The organism is Friedmanniella luteola (assembly GCF_900105065.1).
Taxonomy (GTDB): Bacteria; Actinomycetota; Actinomycetes; order Propionibacteriales; family Propionibacteriaceae; genus Microlunatus; species Microlunatus luteolus.
Genome location: NZ_LT629749.1, coordinates 2189819 through 2208635, shown reverse-complemented (window position 1 = coordinate 2208635; position 18817 = coordinate 2189819). Strand labels below are relative to the sequence as shown.

At 75.3% G+C, this 18817-nt stretch carries 19 protein-coding genes and 1 riboswitch; of the genes, 11 read left to right on the top strand and 8 right to left on the bottom strand.

Going from position 1 to position 18817, the window contains the following annotated elements; all coding sequences use genetic code 11:
* Positions 1-44 precede the first annotated feature (44 nt).
* A riboswitch (cobalamin riboswitch) is annotated at positions 45-231 on the top strand.
* 86 nt (positions 232-317) lie between these two features.
* The 3 genes from BLT72_RS10525 to BLT72_RS10515 are packed head-to-tail and all read left to right on the top strand — an operon-like array spanning position 318 to position 3240.
* The gene (locus tag BLT72_RS10525) at positions 318-1370 is read left to right on the top strand and encodes a FecCD family ABC transporter permease (protein WP_425349228.1); all 1053 of its coding nucleotides are present in this window, start codon (positions 318-320) and stop codon (positions 1368-1370) included.
* Positions 1367-2197, top strand: a complete 831-nt coding sequence (locus BLT72_RS10520) for an ABC transporter ATP-binding protein (protein WP_091412737.1) — start codon at positions 1367-1369, stop codon at positions 2195-2197. Before BLT72_RS10525 ends, BLT72_RS10520 begins: the two co-directional genes overlap by 4 nt.
* Positions 2194-3240: an ABC transporter substrate-binding protein gene (locus BLT72_RS10515; protein ID WP_091412735.1), complete on the top strand. Its 1047-nt coding sequence runs from the start codon at positions 2194-2196 to the stop codon at positions 3238-3240. Before BLT72_RS10520 ends, BLT72_RS10515 begins: the two co-directional genes overlap by 4 nt.
* 45 nt (positions 3241-3285) lie before the next feature.
* On the opposite strand, the gene BLT72_RS10510 is transcribed toward BLT72_RS10515, so the two are convergent.
* Both BLT72_RS10510 and BLT72_RS10505 read right to left on the bottom strand, forming a co-directional pair.
* A complete protein-coding gene (locus tag BLT72_RS10510; protein ID WP_091412734.1) occupies positions 3286-3510 on the bottom strand; it encodes a hypothetical protein in 225 nt (74 codons plus the stop codon).
* Between the two features lie 23 nt (positions 3511-3533).
* Positions 3534-4682: an AI-2E family transporter gene (locus tag BLT72_RS10505; RefSeq protein WP_157720418.1), complete on the bottom strand. Its 1149-nt coding sequence runs from the start codon at positions 4680-4682 to the stop codon at positions 3534-3536.
* 217 nt (positions 4683-4899) lie between these two features.
* Here BLT72_RS10505 and BLT72_RS10500 point away from each other — a divergent pair, with 217 nt between their 5' ends.
* Positions 4900-5421: a VOC family protein gene (locus BLT72_RS10500; protein ID WP_091412729.1), complete on the top strand. Its 522-nt coding sequence runs from the start codon at positions 4900-4902 to the stop codon at positions 5419-5421.
* A 31-nt stretch (positions 5422-5452) separates the two neighbouring features.
* Here the strand turns inward: BLT72_RS10500 and BLT72_RS10495 are convergent, their stop codons facing one another.
* Both BLT72_RS10495 and BLT72_RS10490 read right to left on the bottom strand, forming a co-directional pair.
* A complete protein-coding gene (locus tag BLT72_RS10495; RefSeq protein ID WP_231930487.1) occupies positions 5453-7240 on the bottom strand; it encodes an ABC transporter ATP-binding protein in 1788 nt (595 codons plus the stop codon).
* A 9-nt stretch (positions 7241-7249) separates the two neighbouring features.
* Entirely contained in the window at positions 7250-7741 is a 492-nt protein-coding gene (locus BLT72_RS10490) for an SRPBCC family protein (protein ID WP_091412725.1), read from the bottom strand.
* Between the two features lie 79 nt (positions 7742-7820).
* Between BLT72_RS10490 and BLT72_RS10485 the strand changes: the two genes are divergently transcribed.
* A complete protein-coding gene (locus BLT72_RS10485; protein ID WP_091412724.1) occupies positions 7821-8654 on the top strand; it encodes a DUF1206 domain-containing protein in 834 nt (277 codons plus the stop codon).
* Between the two features lie 31 nt (positions 8655-8685).
* On the opposite strand, the gene BLT72_RS10480 is transcribed toward BLT72_RS10485, so the two are convergent.
* The gene (locus BLT72_RS10480; RefSeq protein ID WP_091412722.1) at positions 8686-9984 is read right to left on the bottom strand and encodes an MFS transporter; all 1299 of its coding nucleotides are present in this window, start codon (positions 9982-9984) and stop codon (positions 8686-8688) included.
* Positions 9981-10580 carry an ArsR/SmtB family transcription factor gene (locus BLT72_RS10475; RefSeq protein ID WP_091412720.1) on the bottom strand — a complete coding sequence of 200 codons (600 nt, stop codon included), beginning with the start codon at positions 10578-10580 and terminating at the stop codon, positions 9981-9983. Before BLT72_RS10475 ends, BLT72_RS10480 begins: the two co-directional genes overlap by 4 nt.
* 100 nt (positions 10581-10680) lie before the next feature.
* Between BLT72_RS10475 and BLT72_RS10470 the strand changes: the two genes are divergently transcribed.
* From BLT72_RS10470 to BLT72_RS10445, 6 genes are all read left to right on the top strand, one after another.
* On the top strand, positions 10681-12120 hold the full coding sequence (locus BLT72_RS10470; protein WP_091412718.1) for a deoxyribodipyrimidine photo-lyase: 1440 nt from the start codon (positions 10681-10683) through the stop codon (positions 12118-12120).
* Positions 12121-12251: 131 nt separating this feature from the next.
* Positions 12252-13790 carry a mannitol dehydrogenase family protein gene (locus tag BLT72_RS10465; RefSeq protein ID WP_231930486.1) on the top strand — a complete coding sequence of 513 codons (1539 nt, stop codon included), beginning with the start codon at positions 12252-12254 and terminating at the stop codon, positions 13788-13790.
* A gap of 57 nt (positions 13791-13847) precedes the next feature.
* Positions 13848-14645, top strand: coding sequence for an HAD family hydrolase (locus BLT72_RS10460; protein WP_091412716.1), 798 nt, complete (start codon positions 13848-13850; stop codon positions 14643-14645).
* Positions 14642-15730 (top strand): CDP-glycerol glycerophosphotransferase family protein, encoded by a 1089-nt coding sequence (locus tag BLT72_RS10455; RefSeq protein WP_091412713.1) that lies wholly within the window; start codon positions 14642-14644, stop codon positions 15728-15730. Before BLT72_RS10460 ends, BLT72_RS10455 begins: the two co-directional genes overlap by 4 nt.
* 42 nt (positions 15731-15772) lie before the next feature.
* On the top strand, positions 15773-16018 hold the full coding sequence (locus BLT72_RS10450) for a DUF2630 family protein (RefSeq protein WP_091412711.1): 246 nt from the start codon (positions 15773-15775) through the stop codon (positions 16016-16018).
* A gap of 93 nt (positions 16019-16111) precedes the next feature.
* On the top strand, positions 16112-16315 hold the full coding sequence (locus BLT72_RS10445; RefSeq protein ID WP_091412709.1) for a hypervirulence associated TUDOR domain-containing protein: 204 nt from the start codon (positions 16112-16114) through the stop codon (positions 16313-16315).
* Positions 16316-16321: 6 nt separating this feature from the next.
* Here BLT72_RS10445 and BLT72_RS10440 read toward each other — a convergent pair whose 3' ends face one another.
* Both BLT72_RS10440 and BLT72_RS10435 read right to left on the bottom strand, forming a co-directional pair.
* Positions 16322-17839 carry an ankyrin repeat domain-containing protein gene (locus BLT72_RS10440; RefSeq protein ID WP_091412707.1) on the bottom strand — a complete coding sequence of 506 codons (1518 nt, stop codon included), beginning with the start codon at positions 17837-17839 and terminating at the stop codon, positions 16322-16324.
* A gap of 268 nt (positions 17840-18107) precedes the next feature.
* On the bottom strand, positions 18108-18740 hold the full coding sequence (locus BLT72_RS10435; RefSeq protein ID WP_091412705.1) for an L-threonylcarbamoyladenylate synthase: 633 nt from the start codon (positions 18738-18740) through the stop codon (positions 18108-18110).
* Positions 18741-18817 lie beyond the last annotated feature (77 nt).

Sequence of the window (18817 nt, the reverse complement as noted above, 5' to 3'; positions counted from 1 at the left end):
TCGTCGGCGCAGGCTGCTCCGCCATCCGGCGGCAGGGGCCTGCTAGGTTCGGCGGACGAGTCGGTCGTGCATCCGCGAGGATGACAGGGAACCCGGTGGAACTCCGGGACTGGCGCGCAGCGGTGAGGGTGACGGCGGTGGCGTGAGACCACTGGGGCTGCACAGGTCCTGGGAAGGTGCCACCTCCGGTCGACCCCGAGTCCGAAGACCTGCCGGCTCGGTCGTGCCCGCCCAGAACCCCGCGACCGGGTTCCTGCCTGAATCGAGACCTCCGTGTCCGCGTCCCGTCCTGCAACGCCCGCCCCGCCGACCGCCCGGTGACCCACCTGCGCGACGCCCGTCAGCGCCGTCCCGGACCCACCGCCGTCGTCCTCGCCGCCGCCCTGGTGCTCAGCCTCGTCGGCTCGCTCGCCCTGGGCACCGAGACCGTGCCGCTGCCGGCCGTCGTCGACGTCGTCGGCCAGCGCCTCACCGGCGGGCGCGGGGCCGACCCGACCGCCGACGTCATCGTCTGGGAGCTGCGGGCCCCCCGGGCCGTGCTGGCCGCCGTCGTCGGGGCGGGCCTCACGCTGGCCGGACTGGCCATGCAGACCCTCGTCCGCAACCCGCTGGCCGACCCCTACCTGCTCGGGGTCTCCTCCGGCGCCGGCGTCGGCGCCACCGCCGTCATCACCACCGGGCTGCTGGGTGCCTGGGGCGTGTGGGCGCTCTCCGGCGGCGCCCTGCTGGGCGCGCTCGCCGCCTCGGTCGTGGTCTACCTGGTGGCCAGCGCCCAGGGCGGTCTGACCCCGCTGCGGCTCGTGCTGTCCGGCGTCGTGCTGTCGTCGGCCTTCAGCGCCGTCGCGTCGTTCCTCGTCTTCGCCGCGCAGGACAGCCGGGCCGCCCAGTCGGTGCTGTTCTGGCTGCTCGGCAACCTGACCGGGGCCACGTGGGCCAAGGTCGGGCTCCCCGCGGCCGTGGTCCTGCTGGCCACGGCCCTCCTGCTGGCCAGCAGCGGCTGGATGGACGCGCTGGCCGCCGGGCCCGACACGGCCGCCTCCCTCGGCGTGCCCGTCGGGGGCCTGCGGCGGGCGCTGTTCGGCGGGCTGGCCGTGCTGGTCGGGGTGCTGGTCGCGGTGTCCGGCGGCATCGGCTTCGTGGGCCTCGTCCTCCCGCACCTGGCCCGGCGGGTGGTCGGCGCCCGGCACCGCGCGCTGGTGGTGGTCGCTGCGCTCGGCGGGGCCCTGTTCCTGGTGTGGGTCGACGTGCTGGCCCGGATGCTCTTCCGGCCGCTGGAGATCCCCATCGGGGTGGTGACCGGCGTGGTCGGCGCCCCCGTCTTCCTGCTGCTGATGGGTCGGGCCGAGTACCGCTTCGGGAGTGCCCGGTGAGCCCGGCGAGCCCGACGAGCCCGCCCGGGGTCGCGCTGACCGCGACGGGCCTCGACGCCGGGGTCGACGGCCACCTCGTCGTGGCCGGCGTCAGCCTGGCCGTCGAACCCGGCAGCCTCGTCGCCGTCGTCGGCGAGAACGGCAGCGGCAAGTCCACGCTGCTGCGCGCGCTCGCCGGGCTGAGCCGGCCGCTGGCGGGGCGGGTGGCCGTCGACGGCGCCGACCTGCACGCGCTGCCCGGCCGGGCCCGGGCCCGGCTGCTCGCGTGGGTCGGGCAGGAGGACGCGCCGGCCGAGGAGCTGCTGGTCTGGCAGGCCGTCGCGCTCGGGCTGGTGCCCCACCAGCGCCCCTGGGCCGGGCCGGGCTCGGGCGAGCGGGAGACCGTCGCCGCCGCGCTGGCGCAGGTGGGGCTGCAGCACCTCGCCGACCGACGCTGCGACCACCTCTCCGGGGGCGAGCGCCGCCGGGTGATGCTGGCCCGCGGGCTCGCCCAGCGGACCGGCCTGGTCGTCCTCGACGAACCGACCAACCACCTCGACGTCGCCCACCAGCAGGAGCTGGTCGGGGTGCTGCGCGGCAGCGGCCGCACCGTCATCGCCTCCCTGCACGACCTCGACCTGGCCCGCAACGGCTTCGACCAGGCCGTCGTGCTGCACGACGGCCGGGCCCTGGCCACCGGCCGGGCCGCCGAGGTGCTCGTGCCGGAGGTCGTCCGGACCGCCTTCGGCGTCGTCCCCGCCCTGCTGCGCGACCCGGCCACCGGTCAGGAGCACCTGGTGCTCCGCCCACCCCACCTCTCCCCCGCCGACCGGAAGAAGTCCCGATGAGCCCCCACCACCCCCGCCTGGCCGCCCTGGCCGCCACCGGTCTCGCCCTCGCCCTGCTCGGCTGCAGCGCGACCGCGCCGCCCGCGTCGTCCGGGTCGCCGAGCAGCCCGGGGACGGTCACGGTCACGAACTGCGGGAAGCCGCAGAGCTTCCCCTCCCCCGCGCAGCGGCTGTTCGTCAACGACGGCAACCTCGTCGCCCTCAGCCTGGCCGTGGGCGCCGGCGACCAGATCGCGGCCGTCACCAGCCTCCAGGACGACACCGACGTGCTGACCCGGGCGTACGGCGACGTGGTCGGCGGGCTGCGCCAGGTGGCGCCGGAGAGCCCGACGATGGAGACCGTCGTGGCCGCGCGGCCCGACGTCGTCGTCGCGGGCTGGAACTACGGGTTCAGCGAGTCGACCGACGTGACGCCGCAGACCCTCGGCGACCGCGGGATCGGCGCCTACGTGCTGAGCGAGAGCTGCCGGCGCGCCGACGGCGCCCGCGGCACGATGGACCCCTGGGACGCGGTCCGCACCGACCTGACCAACCTCGGCGCGATCACCGGGCACGTCGACACCGCGGCGGCCGTCGTGGCGGACACCGACGCCCGGCTGGCCGCCCTGGCCGCGGCCCCGCGGCCGGAGCGGGCGCCCGTGGTGTTCGTGTTCGACAGCGGGACGGACGCCGTCTTCTCCTCCGGCGCCTTCGGCGGCCCGCAGGCCATCATCGACGCCGCCGGCGGGCGCAACGCCCTCGCCGACCTGAAGGACACCTGGACCGAGGTCAGCTGGGAGCGGGTGGCGAAGGCCGACCCCGACCTCATCGTCTTCGTCGACTACCCCGGTCAGACGCTCGCCCAGAAGCAGCAGGTCCTCGCGGAGCACCCCGCCAGCCGCGACCTGGCGGCCGTGCGCGAGGAGCGCTACCTCGACCTGCCCTACGCGATGTGGACGAGCGGCCCGCTCAACGTCGACGCCGCCGAGCACCTGCGGCAGGGGATGGAGCGCTACGGCCTCGTCCCGGGCAGCGGGCTGCGGCCCCGGCTCGACCTGGGCTGAGGACGGGTCGCCCCGGGGGGCGAGGGCCGTCAGGGGTGAGGCGCGTCAGCCCGACGACTCCGGCGCCAGGGGCCCACCGAGCCGGTCGCTCAGGTTGGGGCCACCCGTCGGCCGGAGCAGCTCGTGCAGGTCGAGGCCGAGCTCGTCCAGCAGGCCGCCGTGCCGCTCGCTGTCGACCCGGTCGGGCAGCCGCTGCTGGGCGCGGCCGATCTCGTCGTGACGGCCGGCGACCCTCAGCAGGGCCACCAGCTCGTTCCTGGTGATGCGCATCAGCGGCTCCTTCGTCGAGGTCCTCAGCTGGCGTCGAGGCGGGGCTGGGCCACCTCACGGAGGATGAGCAGGCCCACCGCGGCGACGGGGACGGACAGCAGCGCGCCGACGATCCCCAGCAGGCTGCCGCCCACGAGCGCGGCGATGACGACGAGGGCGCCCGGCACGTCCACCGCCTTCTTGAACACCCGCGGCTGCACCACGTAGTTCTCGAACTGCTGGTAGAGCGCGTAGAAGATCAGCGCCGCGATGCCGATGGTCACCGACTGGCTGAACCCGATGATGACGACGACGACGGCCGCGAGCGTCGCGCCGATCAGCGGGATGATGTCGAGCACCGCGACCAGCACCGCCAGCGCCAGCGCGTACTCCGACAGCCCGACGACCAGCAAGAAGACGTAGGACAGCACGCCGGCGATCAGCGCGACGACGAACGTGCCGGAGATGTAGGAGCTGATCCGCAGGAAGATCTGCTCGGACAGGTAGCTCGACCGGTCCCGGCGCGAGGCCGGGGTGAGCCGGACGACCGCGTTCTTGATCGCCGGGAGGGCGACCAGGAAGTACAGGCTGAGGATCAGCAGCGTGAAGCCCGAGACCACCGCGCTCAGCACCGCGGCCCCGGCCCCGAGCAGGCTCCCGAACGCCGAGGACACCAGCCCGCCGGAGCTGATCGCGTCCCGGGCCCGGTCGACCACCTGGTAGCGCTCGTTCAGCGCGTTGACCTGCGGGTTGCGGAGCGTGTCCTGCAGCAGGCCGGGCCCCGAGCGGACGAGGTTGCCGATCTGCTCCACGAAGACGGGGACCACGGCGAGCAGGGCGAGCGCGAAGACGACCACCACGCCCACCAGCACCAGCAGCACGGCGGTCCCGCGCTTCACCCCGCGCCGGGTCAGGGCCCGCACCAGCGGGTTCAGCCCGAGCGCGATGAAGAAGGCGACGACCACGACGATGATGATCGAGCGGGCCTGGACGACGGCCTGGGCGAGGGCGTAGGCCAGGATCACCCCGACCGCCCCCACGAAGCCGATGCGGAAGGGCGACGTCTGGTTGAGCAGCCGCCGCCGGGCCGTCGGGGCCGGCGCTCCCCCGTCCTGGTCGTCCTGGCGTCCGGCGGGGTCGGGGACCGGGCGCCCCGGCTGTGAGCCGAGGGTGCTTGCTCCGTGGGCGGTCATGGGTGCTCCTGGGTGGTGAGATCGCGCGGGGGGTTGACGCGGGGGTGGAGCCGGATCCGGGGCGGCGACGCGAGGCCGCCGCGCCCGATCGGTCGCGCGCGACCGGTTGGCTACCCGCAGCGCGTACGCCGTAAACACCGGAGCGGGTGACGGGTCGGCCGGCACGCTCCGTGCTTCCACGGATGCGCGCCCGCCGCTGGCGGAGGAGCCTCCGGGCATGACCACGACCACGGGCACGACCACCCCCACGAGCACCACCCCCGGGGCGACCACCCCGTCGCCGGCGCCACCGCTGCTGGGCGTGTCGCACCTCGCCCTCTCCGCGCCCGACCTGCCGGCGGCCCGGCGCTTCTGGACCGGGACGATGGGCTTCGAGGTGACGACGGACACCCCCCACCTGCTGTTCGTCGTCCACTGGCCGAGCCGCGTCGCGATCGCGGTGACCGACCACGAGGCCACGGTGCGGGGGCCGTTCGACGAACGGCGGACCGGCCTCGACCACGTCGCCCTCGCGGTCCCGGACGCCGACGCGCTGGAGGACTGGCGGCAGCGGCTGGTCGCCGACGACGTCCCGCACAGCGCGGTCGTCGACTCCGGCGCCGGTCTGCACCTCAACCTGAGGGCTCCGGGCGGGGTCCCGGTCGAGCTGTACGTGATGGACGCCGCGACCGCCGCCGCGTTCGGGCTGGACCACCCGCACGAGGGCCACGCCCACGGACCGGCGGGGTCGACGCCCTGAGCGCCGCGCCCTGGCCGGCGGCGGGCCGCGATCAGGTCTGGGGCTGGTGCAGCGCCTCGCCGGTCTGGACCGCCCACAGCGCGGCGTAGAGCCCGCCGCCGTCGACGAGCTCGTCGTGGGTCCCCGACTCGGCCACCCGGCCCTCCGCCAGCACCCAGATCCGGTCGGCGTCGCGGACGGTGGAGAGCCGGTGGGCGACGACGAGGGCCGTCCGGTCGGTCGTCACGGTGGCGAGCGAGCGCTGGATGGCAGCCTCGGTCTCGTTGTCCACGGCCGAGGTGGCCTCGTCGAGCACCAGCAGGGCCGGGTCGCGCAGGATCGCGCGGGCCAGCGCGATCCGCTGCCGCTGGCCGCCGGAGAGGGTCAGGCCGCGCTCGCCGACCACGGTGTCGTAGCCCTCCGCCAGCCCCTCGATGAAGGTGTGCGCCTCGGCCAGCCGCGCCGCCTCCCGGATGGCGTCCTCGCCCGCGTCGGGCCGCCCGTAGGCCAGGTTGTCGCGGACGGTGCCGTGGAAGAGGAAGACGTCCTGGCTGACGTACCCGATGGCCCCTCGCAGCGAGTCCCAGGAGAGGTCGCGGACGTCGACGCCGTCGAGGAGCACCCGGCCCTCCCGCGGGTCGGAGAACCGCAGCACGAGCCGCAGCAGGCTCGACTTGCCCGCGCCGGTGGCTCCCACGACCGCGTGCGTCTCCCCCGCCGGCACGACCAGGTCGAGGCCGCGGAGCACGTCAGGACCGTCGGCGTAGCCGAACCGGACGCCGCGCAGCTCCAGCCGGCCCCGCACCGGGGCGTCCAGCCGGAGGTCGCCCGGGACCTGGTGGCCGCGCTCCTCCAGCAGGGAGAAGATCCGCCGCGTGGAGGCCATGGCCCTCTGGTAGAGGTCGAGGGTCTCGCCCAGGTCGGTGAGCGGCCAGAGCAGCCGCTGGGTCATGAAGACGAGCACCGTGTAGAGGCCGACCTCGAGCCGGCCCTGGATCACGAACCAGCCGCCCAGCAGCAGGGTGGAGGTGAAGCCGGCCAGGATGGCCATCCGGATCAGCGGCACGAAGGCCGCCGACGAGCGGATCGCCGCCCGGTTGGCGTCCCAGTAGCCCTGGGAGACCACGCGCACCCGCTCGACCTCGCGCCGCTCGGCGGTGAAGGCCTTGATGGTGGTGAGCCCGCCCAGGTTGGTCGAGACCGTCGCGCTGACGTCGCCGGCGGCCTCCCGGACGCGGCGGTAGAGCGGCTCCAGCAGCTTCTGGAAGCGGATCGAGCCCCAGACGATGACCGGCACCGGGATGAAGGCCAGCAGCATGAGCTGCCAGGACGACGCGGCGAACACGGCGCCGACGAACACCACGGTCCAGAAGGTGTGCAGGATGACCCGGGCGCCGACGTCGAGGAAGCGCTCCAGCTGGTTGACGTCGTCGCTGATGATCGACAGCACCCGGCCGGGCGCCGAGCCCTCGTGCCAGGAGACGTCGAGGTCCTGCACGTTCGCGTAGGTCTCCACCCGCAGCTCGTGCTCGACGGCCTGGGACAGGCCCCGCCACAGCACCGCCGCGGCGTAGTCGGTGGCCGACTCGACCACCCAGACGGCGATGTTCAGCAGCGCGATGACCAGCAGCTGGCCGAACCGGCCCTCGATGCCGAACAGCGAGGCGGCGAAGGAGTCGGCGCCCCGGACGACGACGTCGACCGCCACCCCGAGCAGCAGCTCGGGGGCCACGTCGGCCGCCGTGTTCAGGGTGGTGAACGTGGCGGCGGCCACGACGCGGGGGCGGTGGCGGCGGTGGTGCCGCCAGAGCGCCCGCAGGGGCTGGGAGGTTCCGGACACCCGCAGAACCTAGCCCGCCGCGGCCGCCTCCCGCGCCGCGGTCAGCACGACGGGATCGCTGCAGCCGCGGGCGTAGCCGGCGATCCGCCGGTCGATGTCGCGCTGCAGGACCCAGCGCCCGAGGCGGTCGGCCAGCGGCTCCAGGAGCCGGGGGCGGGTGGCGAAGTTGTAGCGCCACGTGACGTCGGTGGTGCCGGGCTGCGCGCCGGGGGTGAACCGCCACCCGCCGCCGAAGCGGGCGAAGAACCAGGGACCGCTGACCATCGTCATGCCGACGTTGCGCGGCGGGGCGAACGAGACGTAGCGGCTGACCATCCGCAGGCCGTGCCGCGAGGTCGTCGCGGTGCGGACCCCCTGCGCCGGCCGGGTCGCCCCGTCGAGCAGGTGCTGGGAGCGGACGAACGGGTCCCAGCGGTAGCGCAGCGGCGCGGTGGTCTGGGACACCCAGAACGCCAGCTCGGGTTCGAGCGGGACGGTCAGCCGGGACTCGACGACGGGCACCGCCCCAGTATCGGGTGCCCGGGGTCACGAGTTCGGACGACCGGCCTCCCCGTGCGCCGGCGGGCCGCATGATGTGCCCATGAGCAACGCGGGGGTGGCGGGCCAGGCCGCCGAGGGTGCACGCGACGCCAGCCAGCAGATGCGGGGCTCGCGCGGTTACCAGGTCCTCGTCGCGGTGGGGCTGGTCTGCTACGGCGTCGTGCACCTGCTGATCGCCTGGATCGCCCTGCGGGTCGCCTGGGGCGGGGGCGGCGACGCCTCCCAGGAGGGCGCCCTCCGCGCCCTGGCGAAGACCGGGGCCGGGCCGCTGCTGCTCGGGGTCGTCGCCGTCGGCATGCTGGCCCTGGTGCTGTGGCAGGCCGCGGAGGCCGCCTTCGGCTACGGGCGGGTGGCGCAGGAGCACGACGAGCGGCGCCGGCTCCGCAAGCGCCTCTCCTCTGCCGGCCGGGCCGTGGTCTACCTGCTCATCGGGGTGAGCGCCGCCCGGCTGGTCGCCGGCGCCGGCTCCTCCGGCGGGCAGGAGGACACCCTCACCGGCCGGTTGCTGCAGGCACCGTTCGGCCGGGCGCTCGTCGTCCTGGTGGCGGCCGCGATCCTCGCCGTCGGCGTCAGCCAGGTGGTCCGCGGAGTGCGGCAGAAGTTCACCGAGGACCTCGAGGGCGACCGGACGCGCGCGGTGCGCGTCCTGGGCACGGCCGGCTACGTGGCCAAGGGCGTCGCCCTGGCCGTGGTCGCCGGGCTGTTCGGCTGGGCCGCCCTGAGCGCCGACCCGGACCGCGCCGGCGGGCTCGACGCCGCCCTGCACACCGTCGCCTCCCAGCCGCAGGGCTCGTCGCTGCTCACCGTGCTCGCCGCGGGCTTCGCCGCGTTCGGGTTGTTCTGCTTCGTCTGGGCCCGCAACGCGCGCTCCTGAGGCGCGTCCCGCCGACCGCCCCGCCGGCCGCTCAGCGGCGAGCCGGGCTGGCCTCCGGCACCGGTGACGTCGCGCGCCCGGCGCGCTCGTCCCGCAGCGCGGGTGCGTAGCCGAGGGCCCCGACGACGCTGACCGCCCCGGCCACCACCATGGCCGTGGCCGTCGAGGTGCTCTGGGCCAGCGGGCCCAGGGCCAGCAGACCCAGGCTGTAGACGCCGCCGCTCACCATCGAGCTGACCGACAGCACCGTCACCCGGTGCGCCCGCTCCGCCTGCCGGTGCAGCAACGTGCTGTGCACCGGGTTCGCGGCCCCGTGCGTGAGGTAGGCGAGCCAGTAGGCCGCCACCAGGCCGACCGGGCCGGCGACGAGTCCCATGACGACGACGAACCCCCCGTTCAGCACCCGGACCAGCACCGCCGTCCGGGCCACCCCCAGCCGGGTGGCGGCGAGCCCCGCGGCCGCCGACCCCGCGGCGAAGAGCGCCCAGGCCGCCGCCGACGCCGGGCCGTAGAGCGCGCCCGCCCGCTGCTCGCCGCCGACGAGCTCGGCCAGCCGGACGGGGTTCAGGGTCTCGAAGGCGATCATCGCCACGCTCCAGAACACCTCCACGAGCACCAGCCCGCGCAGGACGGGGTTGCGGGTCACCACGACGAGCCCGTCGCGCACGACCCGGGGCGTCCCGCGCGCCGCGTCCCACGCCCGACGGCGGGCCTCGGAGCGGGCCGCCGGTGCGCCCGGGCCCGGCTCCGCGACGAGCAGCAGCACCAGCAGGGCGTGCAGGCCGAGCAGGGCGGTGGCGACCAGGTAGGGCAGCACCAGCGCGCTGGAGCCCGTCACCGGGTGCCAGGCCACCAGGCCGCCGGAGACCAGCGCACCGCCGGCGATCGCCATCCCGAGGACGGCCCCGGCGTGGCCGAGAGTCCGCTCCACGGCGACCTGCGGGTCGTCGGCCTGGGCGGCGTCGACGTACCAGGCCTCGAGCGGACCCGAGTCGAGCGCGCGGAAGACCCCCTGCAGCAGCATGGCCACCGCGAACGTCGCGACGTCGGTGGCCAGCAGGAAGAGCACCCCGCTGACCACCGCGACCAGCGCGGCGGCGACGAGCAGCGGTCGCCGTCCCACGGCGTCGGCCAGCCCCCCGGTCGGCAGCTCGAGGGCCAGCACCACGAACCCCTGCACGGCGAGGACCAGCGACACCTGGGCGAGGCTCAGCCCGCGCTCGAGCGGCAGCAGGGTGGTGAGGCCGAAGACGAGCCCCACGGGCAGCCACCGGGTGGCCGTCAGGAGCAGCAGCCGGCGCCGCGCCGCCGCCGCGCTCAGGGCCGTCACCGGTCGACCTCCGCAGGGGGCGGGTCGGTGACGTCGGCCGGCTGCGCGACCAGCGAGACGAGCACCCGGCGTGCCGCCGGGTCGCCGGCGCCGGCCGTGCGCCAGCGCTCCAGCACCGCGAAGAGCTCGGCCGAGACCTGCCGCAGCTGGGCGGCCGTCACCGTGAGGTGGGTGTCGCCGTACCCGGCGGCGTCCACCCAGGCGTCCGGCCAGCGGTCCGCCGCGTCGAACCACCCCTCGGCCCGGCTCGCCATCTGGCGGACGTAGTCGCGCTGCAGCCAGCCCACCGCGGCCGCGGCCTCGTCGTCGTCGCGGTAGTCCGAGGGGTCGAAGCTGTGGAAGTCGGTCGAGGCGCGCCACAGCCGGCGCTTGCCCTCCCCCTCCCCCGTGTCGGTGACGAGCCCCACCGACTCCAGCTTGCGCAGGTGGTAGCTGGTCGCGCCGGTGTTGGTGCTCAGCACGCCCGCGAGCTCGGTGGCCGTGGCCGGCCCGTCGACGCGGAGCCGGGACAGCAGCCGCGACCTCAGGGGGTGCGCGAGGACCCGGAGGGACGTCGCGTCCAGCCGCAGGCCGGTGGGCGGCGCAGGATCGGTCATGCGCTCCACACTAGTTGTGCACAATAGTTCTGCACAAGAGTGCTGCACTCTGCGGAGCCCGCGCCGCGGACCGGTCCCCGCACGCACCTAGCCTGGGCGCATGGCGACCTCGACGAAGCGGCTCCCCGACCCGCCGGCCGACGTGTACCCGGGCATCCAGGCCGAACGCGTCCAGCTGCTCAACGACGACGCGGTCCGCGACGACGGGCGCCACGTCCTCTACTGGATGCAGCAGGCGCAGCGCGCCGAGCTCAACCACGCGCTGGAGTACGCCGTCCGGCGCGCCAACGACCTGGGGCTGCCGCTGCTGGTCGCCTTCGGGCTGATGGACGGCTACCCCGAGGCCAACCTGCGGCACTACCACTTCATGGTGCACGGCCTGGCCGACGTCGCGGACGCCCTGCGCCGCCGGCACGTCCCGTTCGTGGTGCAGCGCGGCGCCCCCGACGAGGTGGCGCTGCGGCTGGCCGCCGACGCCGCGCTGGTTGTCTGCGACCGCGGCTACCTGCGGCCCCAGCGGGCCTGGCGCGAGCGGGTCGCCGCCGAGGCCGGGTGCTCGGTGGTGCAGGTGGAGAGCGACGTCGTCGTCCCGGTCGAGCTGGCCTCGGACAAGAAGGAGACCGCGGCCCGGACGCTGCGACCCAAGATCACCCGCCACCTCGAGCGCTTCCTCGTCGCCCTCCCGCAGGCGCGGCTGGTCGACACGACCGTGCCGGACGTCGAGGGCGAGGACCTCGATGACCCGGACGCGCTGCTCGACCGGCTGGCGCTGGACCGCAGCGTCGCCCCGGTGCTGCTCTTCGAGGGCGGCACCAGCGCCGGGGAGCGGGTGCTCGCCGACTTCCTCGCGTCGAGGTTCGCCGAGTACGCCGCCCACCGGAACCAGCCGCAGACCGACCACGTGTCGCACATGAGCAAGTACCTGCACTTCGGGCAGCTGTCGCCGGTCTACATCGCCCTCCAGGTGCGCGAGCACGCGGACCGGGTGGACGAGAACGTCGAGACCTACCTGGAGGAGCTCATCGTCCGCCGGGAGCTGCCGATGAACTTCGTGTACTACGAGCCGCGCTACGACAGCTACGAGCAGCTGCCCGGCTGGGCCCGGCAGACCCTCGCCGAGCACGCGCGGGACCGGCGCGATCCGCAGTACACCGCGCAGCAGCTGGAGGACGGCCAGACCGACGACCCCTACTGGAACGCCGCGATGGACGAGATGCGCTACGCCGGGTACCTGCACAACTACATGCGGATGTACTGGGGCAAGAAGATCCTCGAGTGGTCGGCCACCCCGGAGGAGGCCTACGCCACCACCCTGCGGCTCAACAACACCTACTTCGTCGACGGCCGCGACGCGAACTCCTACGCGAACGTCGCCTGGGTCTTCGGGCAGCACGACCGCGGCTGGACCGAGCGCACCGTCTTCGGCAAGACCCGGTACATGAACGCCGCGGGCCTGGAGCGGAAGGCCGACCCGCAGGCCTTCGTCGAGAAGGTGGCCCGGACGGTGGCGGCGGCGCAGCAGGCCGGCAGCCGCTCCTGAGGCCTCCCCGGCGGGTTTGGGCGGCCCGACCGTCGGGTACCTGATCGGCACCAGCGTTCGGCAGTGCAGCGCCCTCCCCCGTGCGCGCTGCTCCCCACGGCGCGCTCGACCGCAGCGAAAGGTCGTGCCCCGTGGCCGAGCGCCGCCCTGACCTCTCCCGCGTCGTCGTCCCCCTGCCCGCCGGCGGTCCCCGGATCCCGGAGCAGCGACCGAGCCGGTCCTGGGCGCTGCGCGACCGCAACCTCCCCCGTCTGGCCGCGCGGGTGGAGGTCCCCGGCTACCGCCGCGACCAGCTGCGCACCGGCGTCGTGCACCTCGGCGTCGGCAGCTTCCACCGTGCCCACCAGGGCGTCTACTTCGACGACCTGGCCCGGCTGGGGCTCACCCGCTGGGGCGTCACCGGGGTCGGACTGCGCAGCACGGCGATGCAGGAGGCGCTGCCGCCGCAGGACCTGCTGTACACGGTGCTCGAGCAGGGCGCGGACGGCACCCGCGCCCGCGTGGTCGGCGCGCTGCGGCGCTACCACCACGCCCCCCAGGACCCGGAGGCGGTGCTGGCGGCGCTGGCCCGCCGCCGGACGGCGCTGGTCACCCTGACCCTCACCGGCGACGGCTACCCCGTCGACCCGGCCACCGGCGGCGTCGTCGCCCCCGAGCTGCAGCACGACCTCGACCACCCCGAGGACCCTCGCACCGCCTTCGGCTTCCTCGTCGCGGCGCTCGACCGGCGCCGGCAGCAGGACGGCCCGGGACTGACCGTGCTCTCCTGCGACAACCGGGCCGACGCCGCCGCGGCGAGCCGGGCGGCCGTGCGGGTGCTGGCCGAGCGCCGCGACCCGGGTCTGGCGCGCTGGGTCGAACAGCACGTCACGTTCCCCGACGCCATGGTAGACCGGATCACCCCGGCCACCGGCGACGGCCACCGGCGGCTGCTGGCCGAGGAGTTCGGACTGCGGGACCGCTGGCCGGTCGTCACGGAGCCGTTCACCCAGTGGGTGGTGGAGGACGCCTTCGCCGGACACCGGCCGCCGCTGGACCAGGTCGGGGTCCAGTTCGTCACCGACGTCGGGCCCCACAAGCGCGCCAAGACCCGGCTGCTCAACGGCACCCACTGCGCCCTCGGCCTCCTCGGGGTGCTGGCCGGGTACGACGACACCGGCGAGGCCATGGCCGACCCGCTGCTGCGGGCCTACGTCGCCGCGCTGATGGCCGACGAGGTCGCCCCGCTGCTGCCGCCGGTCCCCGGTCTGGACCTGGCCCGCTACCAGCAGACCCTGCTCACCCGCTTCGCGAACCCCGTGCTGGTCGACCCGTTGACCCGGCTGGCCGGGCGGGCCTCGACGAAGGTGCCCGCCTACCTGCTGCCCTCGCTGCGCGAGGCCGCCGACCGCGGCCGGCCGCACGCGCTGCTCACGCTCGCCGTCGCCGGCTGGCTGCACGGCCTGCGCCAGCCGGGCGGCCTCGGGCTGACCGACGGCCGCGGGGTGCAGCTGCAACGGCTCGCAGCCGGTGGCGGGGACGACCCACGGCCGGTGCTCGGGGCGGTCGACGTCTTCGGTGACCTCGGTCACCGCGCTGACGTCGTAGGGACGCTCCGACGACAGCTCACGACCCTCGGGGCGCAGGGCTGGCGCGCTGCTCTCGCGCAGGCCCTCGCCCTGACCACGTAGAATTTCCGGCCTTGCCCTGAAGCGGCCCGTCCCCGCCACTCCCCTGGAGGTACGACGATGCCGCTCCCCGAGCTGGACCTCAGCACGGTCCGCACCCTGCTCTGCGACGCCGACGGGACGCTGTTCGCCTCCGAGGAGCCGGCCTTCGAGGCCTCGGTGACGGTCACCAACACCTGGCTGGAGCGCAGAGGCGCACGGCAGCGGTTCACCGCCGAGGAGCTGCGGCTCGCGGCCAACGGCAAGAGCTTCCGGTTGAGCCTCACCGAGCTGGCCGCCGCCCACGGCGTCGACGTCGGGTCACCGGCGTTCGCCCGCGACCTCGACGCCTGGGTCGCCGAGGAGAACGAGGTCGTCACCCGTCACCTCGCCGCCGTCCTGCGGCCCGACGACGACGTCGGCGGACCGCTGCGGGCGCTGCAGGCCCGGCTCGAGCTGGCCCTGGTGAGCTCCAGCGCGCTCAGCCGGATCGACGCCAGCCTGGAGAGCTCCGGGCTGGCCGGGCTGTTCCCCGCCGACCGGCGGTTCAGCGCGCAGGACTCGCTCCCCGTCCCCACCAGCAAGCCCGACCCCGCCGTCTACCTGCTGGCCGTGGAGCAGCTGGGCCTGGCGCCCGGCGAGGCCCTGGCCGTCGAGGACGCCGTGCCGGGAGCGCAGTCGGCCGTGGCCGCCGGCCTCACCACCGTGGGCATGCTCTGCTTCGTCCCGCCCGCCGAGCGCGCCCAGCGCGTCCTCGAGCTGCAGCGGGTCGGGGTGCACGCCCTGATCGACACCTGGGCCGAGCTGGCTGACCTCCTCCAGCGCAGCCGGCCGGCCCAGCCCCCCACCCCGGACCGGAAGGACGGTGCACGCACATGAAAGTGGTCTACGACGCATTCGAGGGGCGCTACAGCGACAACCCGCGAGCCCTCTACGAGCAGATGCGGTACCGGGACCCCGGCGACCGCCACACCTGGCTGTGCGACCCGCGCTTCGCCGACGGCTTCCCCGCCGGCGTGGACACGGTCCGCTACGGCAGCCGCGCGGCCCGCGCCGCGCTGGAGGAGGCCGACCTCGTCGTCGCCAACAGCCACCTCGACTTCGACTGGGACAAGAAGCCGGGCGCGGTCTACCTGCAGACCTGGCACGGCACCCCGCTGAAGCGCATCCACCACGACGTGCTCTGGGCGCCCGAGGGCGTGCTGCCCCGGCTCGACCTCGACGTGGCGCGCTGGGACTACCTGCTCTCGCCCAACGCCATCTCGACGCCCCGGCTGCGGGACGCGTTCGACTTCCGGGGCGAGGTGCTCGAGGTCGGCTACCCGCGCAACGACGTCCTCGTCGGCCCGCAGGCGCCCGCCGTCCGGGCCCGCGTCCGCGCCGCCCTGGGCATCCCGGAGCACGTCACCGCCGTGCTCTACACCCCGACCTGGCGCGACGACGAGTTCTTCGCCGGCGGCGACGTCGAGCTGGCCCTCGACGTCCCGGCCTTCCTGCGCGACCTGCCCGACGACGTCTGGCTGCTGCCGCGCCTGCACTACAAGATGACCGGCCGGGCCGCGCCGACGGCGGACGAGCGGGTGGTCGACGTCTCCCGCTACCCCGACGTGCACGAGCTCTACCTGGCGGCCGACGTCATGGTCACCGACTACTCCTCGACCATGTTCGACTTCGCCATCACGGGCAAGCCGCTGCTCTTCTTCGCCTACGACCTGGAGAGCTACCGCGACACGCTGCGCGGCTTCTACTTCGACCTCGAACCGCTGGCCCCCGGGCCGGTGCTGCGGACGTCGGAGCAGGTGCTGGCCGCGCTGCGCGACCTCGACGCGGTGCGGGCCGAGCACGGCGGGCGGTACGCCGAGTTCCAACGGCTCTTCGCCCACCTGGACGACGGGCACGCCGGCGAGCGGCTGGGGTGGCTGTTCCGCCAGGACGACCGGGCGTCCCTGGTCGCGGTCGACTGAGCCGCCCGCGCCTGCGGGCGGCCCCGGTCGTAGGCTCGGGCCATGGACGACGCCGAGATCCTGGACCGCATCCACCAGATCGTCGACACCGAGCGGGAGCTGCGGGCCCACCTCGCCGAGGACCCCGACGACGCCACCGAGACCCGGTCCCGGATCCGGAAGCTCGAGGAGTCGCTCGACCAGTGCTGGGACCTGCTGCGGCAGCGTCGGGCCCGGGAGGAGTTCGGCGAGGACCCGGCCGCCGCCGCCGCCCGCCCGGTTCCCGAGGTCGAGAGCTACCTGCAGTAGCGGACCGGCTCCAGCGCCGCCACCGGTGCCCGTCTCCTGAACCCGTCGAAGGGCCGGGCGGCAGGTTCGGTAGGGGGTTCCTAGGATCAGGCCATGGCACTCAGCAAAGGCGACAAGGTCCACTGGAACACCTCCCAGGGCCAGACGACCGGCACGACGGTGGAGAAGAAGACCCGGGAGTTCACCCTCGACGGGCAGAAGTTCAAGGCGTCCGAGGACGAGCCCTACTGGGTCGTGGAGTCGGAGAAGTCGGGCTCGAAGGCCGCCCACAAGGAGTCCTCGCTCCGCAAGGCCTGATCCGGGTCAGCCCCCGGCCGCCGACCTCGGCGCGCCGGGGGTGACCGGGCCCAGCAGGGCGGCCGTGCCGCCGCGGCCGAGGTGGCGGGCCCACTCCAGCGGGGTGGCGTCGAAGCGCCGGTCGCGAGCTCCCGGGTCGGCGCCGAGGGCCAGCAGCAGCCGGACGAGGTCCTCCTTGCCCTCCCCCGCGGCGTGGTGCAGCGCGGTCTCCCAGGGCTGCTCCACCGGCAGGTCCTGACGGCCGAGGGCGTCGACGCCGAACCCGAGCTCGACGAGCAGCCGGACGCCGTCGAAGCGGTCGGCCACCGCCGCGCGGAGCACCAGGGACGGCATCGTCGACCGCAGCACGGGCAGCGCGTCGGGGTGCGCGGCCCCGAGCCGCTCGACGCCCTCCGCGTCCCCGCTCAGCAGGGCGAGGACCAGCTCACCCTCGGGGTCGTCGTCGGCGTGGGCCCCGAGCGCGGTGAGCAGCACCACGACCTCCGGCCGTCCGCTCCGGCGGGCCAGCTGCAGCGCCGTCCGGCCGGGCGCCACGGGCAACCGGCCGGCCAGCGGCCGGTCCAGGTCGACGCCGTGCGCGGCCAGCAGCCGGATCCGCTCGGCCCGGCCGTGCACCACGGCCCAGGCCAGCTGGGTGGCCAGCAGGTCGGCCGGCGCGTCCGTCAGGTCGGGGAGCCGCCGACGCCACGGCCCGCCGTCCCCGCGTCCCAGCCCGTGCCGCAGCAGCAGGTCCAGGTGGTCGTCGGCCGCGCCGAACATCCGGTTGTAGAGGGCCTGGCCGTCGTTGGGGTCCGCCCCGGCGCCCAGCAGCCGCGCCGCCAGCGCGTCCGCGGCGGGGTGCGGCGGCTGGCCGCCCTCCCCGCCGCCCAGCACCCCGGCCAGGGCGGTGAACGGCGGGGTGAGGCCCTGCCAGCAGTAGCCGGCGTCGGGGTCGGCGCCCGCCGCCAGCAGCAGCTCCAGCGCCGCGACGGGCTGTCCGGGCACGCCGGCCAGGCCGAGGCGGCTGAACGCCAGGTGGAGGAGCGGCGGCCAGCGGAACGGCCCGCCCTCGGCCGAGGCGGCGCGGCGGTCCCGGCGCAGGTGCTCCCGCAGGGCGTCGACGTCGGCGGTGACGGCGGCGGCGTGCACGTCGGCTGCCGGCAGCCCGGGGTGGGCGGCCAGCACGGAGGCCGCGTGCGCCCAGGAGGCGGGTCCGTCGTCCGGGCCGAACCGGAGGACGGCCGCGCGGAGCAGCTCGGTGAGCGGGCTGCCGGGCGCCCGCGGGGTGTCCAGCGGGTCCCGGCTGGCGGCCTGCACGACCCGCACCTGGCTGACGAGCCGCGGCCAGCCGGCGAACCCGAGGGCGCGGGCCAGCGCGAGCTGCGCGAGGTGCAGCGGCACCGGACCCTCCGGCACGGCGCCGAGGTGCCGGCGGAGCAGCGCCACGGCGTCGGGGTCACCGCCCGTCGCGCCCCGCTGGAGCTCGCGCGCGCGGCGCCGGAGCTGGTCGAGGTGGGGACGGTCGGGCAGGCTCGGGGTCGGCACGGCGGCCTCCTTCCGCGGTCCCTGCGGTCCGCGACGCCAGGGCCGGAAGGAGGTGGACGACGGGCTCGCACCTCGCAGGGGGGCTCTGCCCTGCCCGCGGACCGGAGGCGTCCTGCACGCCACCGTCAGGCTAGAAGGCTCGGCGGGCCCTCGACAAGCGCGCGGCGCTGTTGATCGCTGAACCCGGTCAACGCGCCCTGAGCGCGTCGCAGGGCCTGCGACGCGCTCAGGCCGCGTGATCCCTCCACTCCCGAGGGCGAGGACGGCCTCAGGCCGCCAGGCTCGCGAACCGCTCCGGGTCGCCGGCGCCCACCCGGGTGATGACCGCGGTGCCGTCGGAGAAGTCGACGACGGTCGTCGGGGTCTCGCCGCACTCCCCGGAGTCGACGACGGCGTCGAGGACGTGGTCGAGGGTGTCCTTGATCTCCCAGCCCTGCGTCATCGGCGCCTCCTGGCCGGGCAGCAGCAGCGTGCTGGACACCAGCGGCTCGCCCAGCGCGTGCACCAGGGCCAACGCCGTCGTGTGCTCGGGGATGCGCACCCCCACCGTCCGCTTCTTGGGGTGCAGCATCCGGCGCGGCACCTCCTTGGTGGCCGGCAGGATGAAGGTGTACTGGCCCGGCGTCGCCGCCTTGACCGCCCGGAAGACGTTGTTGTCGAGGTGCACGAACTGGCCCAGCTGGGCGAAGTCGGCGCAGACCAGGGTGAAGTGGTGGGAGTCGTCGAGGTGGCGGATGCTGCGGATGCGGTCGAGCCCGTCCCTGTTGCCCAGCTGGGCGCCCAGGGCGAAGCAGGAGTCGGTCGGGTAGGCGATCAGGCCGTCGCCGCGCAGCAGGTCGACCACCTTGCCGATCGTCCGGGCCTGCGGGTTCACGGGGTGGACGTCGAAGTAGCGGGCCATGCGCCGAGCCTAGATCGGCGGCGCCGACGTCGGGGCGCTGGTCTCCCACGCCCCGACCAGGACGCGGACCGGCCCGG

Bases quoted from the DNA above. Each gene is read 5' to 3' on its own strand.
- BLT72_RS10470 (WP_091412718.1), top strand. From the start codon at position 10,681: ATGGCGACCTCGACGAAGCGGCTCCCCGACCCGCCGGCCGACGTGTAC.
- BLT72_RS10475 (WP_091412720.1), bottom strand. From the start codon at position 10,580: ATGACCGATCCTGCGCCGCCCACCGGCCTGCGGCTGGACGCGACGTCC.
- BLT72_RS10435 (WP_091412705.1), bottom strand. From the start codon at position 18,740: ATGGCCCGCTACTTCGACGTCCACCCCGTGAACCCGCAGGCCCGGACG.
- BLT72_RS10455 (WP_091412713.1), top strand. From the start codon at position 14,642: ATGAAAGTGGTCTACGACGCATTCGAGGGGCGCTACAGCGACAACCCG.
- BLT72_RS10450 (WP_091412711.1), top strand. From the start codon at position 15,773: ATGGACGACGCCGAGATCCTGGACCGCATCCACCAGATCGTCGACACC.
- BLT72_RS10500 (WP_091412729.1), top strand. From the start codon at position 4,900: ATGACCACGACCACGGGCACGACCACCCCCACGAGCACCACCCCCGGG.
- BLT72_RS10445 (WP_091412709.1), top strand. From the start codon at position 16,112: ATGGCACTCAGCAAAGGCGACAAGGTCCACTGGAACACCTCCCAGGGC.
- BLT72_RS10460 (WP_091412716.1), top strand. From the start codon at position 13,848: ATGCCGCTCCCCGAGCTGGACCTCAGCACGGTCCGCACCCTGCTCTGC.
- BLT72_RS10515 (WP_091412735.1), top strand. From the start codon at position 2,194: ATGAGCCCCCACCACCCCCGCCTGGCCGCCCTGGCCGCCACCGGTCTC.
- BLT72_RS10510 (WP_091412734.1), bottom strand. From the start codon at position 3,510: ATGCGCATCACCAGGAACGAGCTGGTGGCCCTGCTGAGGGTCGCCGGC.
- BLT72_RS10485 (WP_091412724.1), top strand. From the start codon at position 7,821: ATGAGCAACGCGGGGGTGGCGGGCCAGGCCGCCGAGGGTGCACGCGAC.
- BLT72_RS10505 (WP_157720418.1), bottom strand. From the start codon at position 4,682: ATGACCGCCCACGGAGCAAGCACCCTCGGCTCACAGCCGGGGCGCCCG.